The organism is Streptomyces sp. NPDC050448 (genome assembly GCF_040655295.1).
Classification (GTDB): domain Bacteria; phylum Actinomycetota; class Actinomycetes; order Streptomycetales; family Streptomycetaceae; genus Streptomyces.
On sequence record NZ_JBFAJR010000078.1, the window covers coordinates 6,334 to 12,751 of the forward strand.

Below are 6,418 nucleotides of genomic sequence, written 5' to 3' on the forward strand. Positions count from 1 at the left end.
GCCCGCCCGCGCGGCCCCCGCGCCGGGCCGGTCCCCGCGCCGGAAGCCCCCGCCGCCACCGCGCTGCCCGGACAGCACACGCGGATCGAGTGCTTCCCGGAGGTCGCCGCCCACCGCGAGCGCATCGCCGCGTTCGCCCGGATGGGGCTGCCCAACCCGTACTTCCTCGTCCACGCCGGCGGCATCACGGACACGACCGTCATCGACGGCCGGGAACTCGTCTCGTTCTCCAGCTACAACTACCTGGGCATGGCGACGCACCCTCGGGTGACCGAGGCGGCCAAGGAGGCGATCGAGCGGGGTGGCACGTCGGTGTCCGCCAGCCGGCTGCTGTCCGGCAGCCGTCCGCTCCACCTGGAACTCGAGACGGAGCTCGCCGGCCTGCTCGGATGCGAAGCCGCGATCACTCTGGCCAACGGGCACGCCACCAACGTCACCGTGATCGGGCACCTCGTCGGACCCGGGGACCTCGTCATCCACGACTCCCTGGCCCACGACAGCATCCTGCAGGGATGCAAGCTCTCCGGCGCGACCCGGCGGCCGTTCCGCCACAACGACGCAGCCGCCCTCGACGCCGTCCTCGGGCAGGTCCGCCACCAGTACCGGCGGGTCCTCGTCGTCATCGAGGGCGTGTACAGCATGGACGGCGACATCGCCGACCTGCCCGCTCTCATCGAGGTCAAGCGCCGGCACGGTGCGCTGCTGATGATCGACGAGGCGCACAGCATCGGAACGATCGGCGCGACCGGGCGGGGCATCGGCGAGTACTTCGCCGTCGAGCGCTCAGCCGTCGACCTGTGGTCGGGCACGCTGTCCAAGGCGCTGGCGAGCTGCGGTGGCTACGTCGCCGGGAACCGCTCGGTCATCGAGTACCTGCGCTACACCGTTCCGGGCTTCGTCTACAGCGCCGGCATGACCCCGGCCGACACCGCCGCGTCCCTGACCGCTCTGCGACTGCTGCGTGCCGAGCCGCAGCGCGTGGCGCTTCTTTCGAAGAACGCGGCGCTGTTCGTCCGCCTCGCGCGCGATGCGGGCATCAGCATCGGGGACAGTCACGACACGCCGATCGTCCCGTGCATCGTCGGGGACTCGCTGAAGACCCTGCGACTCGCCGAGGCCCTGTTCCAGCAGGGCATCAGCGTCAACCCGATCCTCTATCCGGCCGTACCCGAGGACATGGCCCGGCTGCGCTTCTTCATCACCTGTGACCACGCTCCCGACCAGATCCGTCGCGCCGTGAGCGCGCTGGAGCAGGAGCTGCGGCACCTGGACCGGGCCCCCGCCGCCTGACCCCCGCCGCCATGTACACCACCTTTCCGCCGATCACGCCGGGCCACATCCACCGATGGGGCGGAGCCGGCCTCATCGTGGCCCGCCGCCCCGACCTCCGGCAGGCACCGCTCCGCTCACCCCTCCTCTCACCGGCCGAACGGCACGCGGTCCACGCGCTGCCGGCCCGGCGGCGGGCCGAGTGGCTGGCCGGCCGTCTGCTCGCCAAGCGCCTGGTCGGCGAATTCATCGCCGCGCCGGCGCACGAGGTGGAGATCCTCGCGCGTGACGACGGCAGCCCTCACGTCGTCGTCGGCGGCAGCCCGATGCCCGCCGTGAACGTCTCCATCAGCCACACCGCCCGCCACATCGCCGCGGCCCTCGCACCGGAAGCGGTCGGAGTGGACCTGTGCGAGACCGTCTCGGCCGCCGCGGTACGCCGTGTCGCGGACCACGCCTTCTCCCCCGCCGAGCTCGCCCTCATCGGTACGGACCGGCCTGATGCCATGGCCGGCGCCTGGGCGCTGAAGGAAGCCGCGGTCAAGGCCGACCGGACCGGCATCTTCGGGCCCGCTCCGCGCCGCGTCCGGATCCTCGGCCTCCGGCCACCCGTACTCAGCGGACGGCGCCGCGCGATGGTGTGGCGGGAGGCAGATGCGGTCCTCGCCCTCGTCCTCGCGCACCCTGCCACGCCACCGGGGCTCCCTGCGGCCCTCTCCTCGGGGCCGGCCGGCTGAGCGCCCCCTGTGGCAGCACTGCGTTGGTGCTCCTTGCCCTGCCGGATCATGCTTGTCAGTGGAGCGCCTGGCCGTGCAGGTTTCCGTGGGACGGCGGCCGAGGAACGAGCGAGGGCGAGATGAGCGGCGATGGAGCAACTTCCCAGCTTTCCTGGTGAGCGGCCGGAGGAAACGAGCGCCTCCCTCGCGTCGGCATACACGGCCACGGCCACCATCAGCGAGCAGGGCATCGTGACGGAGTGGAGTGAGGACGCCCGCCGACTGCTCGGTTACGTCCCTTCCGAGGTCGTGGGGCTGCCCGCTGCCGACCTGCTCGCCGACGGCCTCGGCGATACGCGGATCCCGCCCGGCCAGGAGCGGTGGAGTGGCACGGTGGCGCTGCGCCACCGGGACGGCCGCCGGATGGAACTGGGACTGCTCGCGCACCGCTGGACGTCCAGCGGCGGGACCACCCAGTGGCTCGTCGTGTCCGCCGTGCCGGCCGAGCCGCGCACGGCCTGGGGCGAACCTCTGAAGGAATGGGCGTTCGCCCAGTCCCCCTGTTTCCTGGCGATCTTCGATACGGACCTGCGGCTGATCCAGGCGAATGCCGGCATGGAGCGCACGCTGTCCCTCACGGAAGCCGAGATGCGCGGGCTGCGGCTGCCGGAAATCGCGCCGGATCCCGTGAGCGACGAGACCGAGCGGAGGATGCGCCTGGCGCTGGAGACCGGTGAGCCGCAGCACCTGGATGCCTTCATCCGTCCCGCGGGTGCGAGTACGGACCACGGCTGGGCGACCTCGCTGGCCCCGTTGCTGGACCCGGACGGCCGGGTCCGCGCCGTGTCCTTGGCCGCGCACGAAAGGACCGCACCCGCGGGTGACCGGCGCCGGATGCCCCTGCCTGACGTCGCCGAAGCCCGCATCGGCACCGCCCAGGACAGCACCCTCACCGCGCAGGAGCTGGCCGAGGTCGCCGTCCCCCGGCTCGCCGACTTCGCAGTCGTCGACCTGCTGGATCCTCCCCCGCGCGGCGACGAACCGTCCTCCGCCCCCGTGGCAGGACCGGTCACCGTGTGCCGTACCGCTGTGCGGTCGATCCTCGAAGGAAGCCCGGAGTCCCAGGTCTCGGTCGGAGGGACGACCAGCTATCCGCCGCTGTCGCCTCCCGCCGAATGTCTGGCCGCGGGCCGCGGCGCCGTGTACGGGGCGACCGACCCGGCCGTGGCCCGATGGGTGGCCCAGGACCCCGGGGCTGCCTGGATCAGCGAGTACGGGACCCACTCCATGATGGTGGTGCCGCTGCAGGCCGACGGTGTCACGCTCGGCTTGGCCGTCTTCAGCCGCCACCAGCGCCGGGAGCCCTTCCAGCCGGAGGACCTGCGGCTGGCCGAGGAGCTCACGACCAGGGCGGCCGTCAGCATCCACGACGCGCGTCGTGCCACCCGCGAGCACACGACCACCATGACGCTGCAGCGCAGCCTGCTCCCGCACACGCTGCCCACCCAGGCGGCGCTCGAGATCGCCTCCCGCTATCTGCCCGCCGGTACCGCGGCCGGCCTGGGCGGCGACTGGTTCGACGTGATCCAGCTGTCCGGCGCACGAGTGGCCCTGGTCGTGGGAGACGTCGTCGGCCACGGCATCCGTGCCGCCGCCACCATGGGCCGGCTGCGCACTGCGGTACGCACCCTGGCCGACGTCGACCTGCCGCCCGACGAGCTGCTCACCCACCTCGACGACCTCATCATCCATCTGTCCGCCGACGAGGCCGACGGGGGAACCGTCGGGGAAACCGCCGGGGGCATCGGCACCACCTGCCTGTACGTGGTCTACGACCCGGTCACCTGCCGCTGCACCGTCGCCCGGGCCGGCCACCCCCCGCCCGCCGTGGTCTCCCCGGACGGCGCCGTGTACCTCCTCGATGTCCCGGCCGGCCCGCCGCTGGGGCTGGGGGGCCTCCCCTTCGAGACCATCGAGGTCGACCTTCCCGAGGGCAGCATGCTCGCCCTGTACACCGATGGTCTGCTGCAAGCCCGTGAGCACGACATCGACGAGGCCCTGGACAGCATGTTCGCCGCCCTCGCCCATCCCGCCTCCACCCTCGAGACGGTCTGCGACCGCGTACTGACGGCTCTGCTGACCCACCGGCCCGATGACGACGTCGCCCTGCTCATCGCCCGTACCCGGGCCCTCCATGCCGACAAGGTCGTCGTCTGGGACCTGCCCTCCGACCCCTCTGTCGTCTCCCACGCCCGTCGGCGCACCACCGACCAGCTGACGGCCTGGGGGCTCGAGGAGGCCTCCTTCGTCACCGAGCTCCTGGTCAGCGAACTGGTCACCAATGCCATCCGCTATGGCGAGCCGCCCATCCAGCTGCGGCTGATTCACGAGAACAGCACCCTGATCTGCGAAGTCTCCGACACGAGCAGTACCGCCCCGCACATGCGGCGGGCCCGGACCTTCGACGAGGGAGGGCGGGGCCTGCTGCTGGTCGCCCAGCTCGCCCAGCGCTGGGGCACCCGGCACGCCCCCATCGGCAAGACCATCTGGGCCGAGCAGTCCCTCGTCGGGTACTGAGGACGCCGGCGCTTCGGCCCTGTCACACGCCTGTGACAGTCGGCGGACACTCCCATGAAGTCGCGCGGCCAAGCTCTTTAACACGGACATACAGCGACATTCAGGTATATGTCCACCTGCTTCCGAGGGTGTGAGCAGTGATGACCGAGCCGATCCGGCGGAGGAATCCCATGAGCCTCACCCTCACCACCCCGCACGCCGAAACCCCCGCACTCACCCTGGCCCCGCGTGAGCAGGAGGCACTGGGACACATCGCCGCAGGACGCACCTACCTGCAGACGGCCCGCCACATGGGACTCTCCAAGCACACCGTCGACGCCTACCTCCGCCGCATCCGCGCCAAGCTGGGCATCAACAGCACGGCGGAACTGACCCGCCTGGCCATCTCCCTGGGGCTGTGACCCCCGGCCGACGCCCGCCCGTACGGAGCGGAGTGGCCTACGGCCCGCCGGGCGGGCCGCGGAAGACCGGCCGGGCCCAAACCGGAGGATCCGGTGGCGACACCAGGGTCCCCGGGTTCCCGGGAGGCCGGGAACCCACCCGGGGCGGTGGATCAACGGGCTGGGCGATGCCGGCCCCGGTGGCGACGCGCAGGGCCGCCACGAATTCCAGGCAGGAGCCGTAGCGGTCCTCGGGGATCTTCGCCAGGGCCTTTGCCAGTACGTCGTCGGCGGCGGGTGCGATCCCCGGCCGCCGCTCGGTCAGCGGAGGCGGCGGGTCGTACTGGTGCGCCCACAGCAGCGCCGCGTCCTCGTCACGCACGAAGGGCGGCCCGCCCGCGAGGGTTTCGTACACCACACAGGCGAGGCTGTAGAGATCGCACCTGCCGTCCAGCGGCCGGCCGGAGATCTGTTCCGGCGCCATGTAGCCGAGCGTGCCGAGGAACTCGCCCGTGGTGGTGATCCCGGTGATCGACCGCGCGTTCTTCGTCAGACCGAAGTCCGTGAGATAGACGTGTTCGGGATGCTCGCTGTCGGTGCCCGCGGCGATCAGGATGTTGCCGGGCTTGACGTCCCGGTGCACCAGATCGTGCTCATGGGCAGCGTCGAGTGCGGATGCCACCTGGGCGGCGATGCGGACGGCGGTCGCCACGGGGAGCGGGCCGTCCCGGTCCAGCAACGCCCGCAGGTCCAGGCCGGAGACGTAACGCATGGCGAGGTACAGGACGCCGTCGGTCTCACCGGCTTCGAAGATCGGCACGATGTGCGGGTGGTCGATCGACGCGGCGACCCGCGATTCGCGGGTGAAGCGGCGCCGGAAGGTTTCGTCGCGGGCGCGCTCCGGAGCGATCAGCTTGAGCGCCACCGTGCGGTCCAGGTTCAGGTCCCGCGCACAGTAGACGACGGCCATGCCACCGCGGCCGATCATGCGCTCGACCCGGTAACCCGCGATCTGCTTCCCGATCAGGCCGGAGGGCCGGCCTGCGTACAGGCTCAAGTCCGATGCCGTGCCCATCAGGCACCACCCTCACCCGGCCGACCCGGTGACGGCTCGCCCACGCGACGGGCCGCTCTTCCCTACCTGAAAGTCTATCCAGTGATCCACACGAGTGCCCCTTTGGGATTGACCGTCCGGTCCGGCCCACTCCACAGCGGCCTCACAAGATTGGTCCTCGGTGTCAAGTCACGTCTTCGAGTGGCGTGACGCATGTCCCCGCACAGGGTTTATTTGAAGTACGCCCTCACCGGGAACTCCCGGAGAACACGAGGCCGGAATATCATCCCCGGCCTTTCCGCGGGGCGGAAATACAAACCCTCTTTGTGACACCGAATGGAGAATTCTCATGTCTGAGCGTTTTTGGACCCGTCGTATCGTCCTGGCCGGAGCTTCCGTCGCACTGGTCGGTGGTGGCATCG

5 protein-coding genes are annotated in these 6,418 nt (G+C 71.1%); 4 read left to right on the forward strand and 1 reads right to left on the reverse strand.

Annotation, left to right across the window (positions count from 1 at the left end):
- The 4 genes from AB0I68_RS38090 to AB0I68_RS38105 all read left to right on the forward strand — a co-directional run.
- A partial coding sequence (locus AB0I68_RS38090; RefSeq protein WP_363182026.1) for an aminotransferase class I/II-fold pyridoxal phosphate-dependent enzyme occupies positions 1 to 1,290 on the forward strand: 1,290 nt, incomplete at its 5' end.
- Positions 1,291 to 1,301: 11 nt separating this feature from the next.
- Positions 1,302 to 2,006, forward strand: a complete 705-nt coding sequence (locus AB0I68_RS38095) for a 4'-phosphopantetheinyl transferase superfamily protein (RefSeq protein ID WP_363182028.1) — start codon at positions 1,302 to 1,304, stop codon at positions 2,004 to 2,006.
- 129 nt (positions 2,007 to 2,135) lie between these two features.
- Complete coding sequence (locus AB0I68_RS38100) at positions 2,136 to 4,562, forward strand: SpoIIE family protein phosphatase (RefSeq protein WP_363182029.1); 2,427 nt, start codon at positions 2,136 to 2,138, stop codon at positions 4,560 to 4,562.
- Between the two features lie 170 nt (positions 4,563 to 4,732).
- Complete coding sequence (locus AB0I68_RS38105; protein ID WP_363180251.1) at positions 4,733 to 4,963, forward strand: helix-turn-helix transcriptional regulator; 231 nt, start codon at positions 4,733 to 4,735, stop codon at positions 4,961 to 4,963.
- 37 nt (positions 4,964 to 5,000) lie between these two features.
- Here the strand turns inward: AB0I68_RS38105 and AB0I68_RS38110 are convergent, their stop codons facing one another.
- Positions 5,001 to 6,017: a serine/threonine-protein kinase gene (locus AB0I68_RS38110; protein WP_363182031.1), complete on the reverse strand. Its 1,017-nt coding sequence runs from the start codon at positions 6,015 to 6,017 to the stop codon at positions 5,001 to 5,003.
- Between the last annotated feature and the right edge of the window lie 401 nt (positions 6,018 to 6,418).

Coding starts and splice junctions, on each gene's coding strand:
- AB0I68_RS38095 (WP_363182028.1), top strand. CDS start 1,302: ATGTACACCACCTTTCCGCCGATCACGCCGGGCCACATCCACCGATGG.
- AB0I68_RS38100 (WP_363182029.1), top strand. CDS start 2,136: ATGGAGCAACTTCCCAGCTTTCCTGGTGAGCGGCCGGAGGAAACGAGC.
- AB0I68_RS38105 (WP_363180251.1), top strand. CDS start 4,733: ATGAGCCTCACCCTCACCACCCCGCACGCCGAAACCCCCGCACTCACC.
- AB0I68_RS38110 (WP_363182031.1), bottom strand. CDS start 6,017: ATGGGCACGGCATCGGACTTGAGCCTGTACGCAGGCCGGCCCTCCGGC.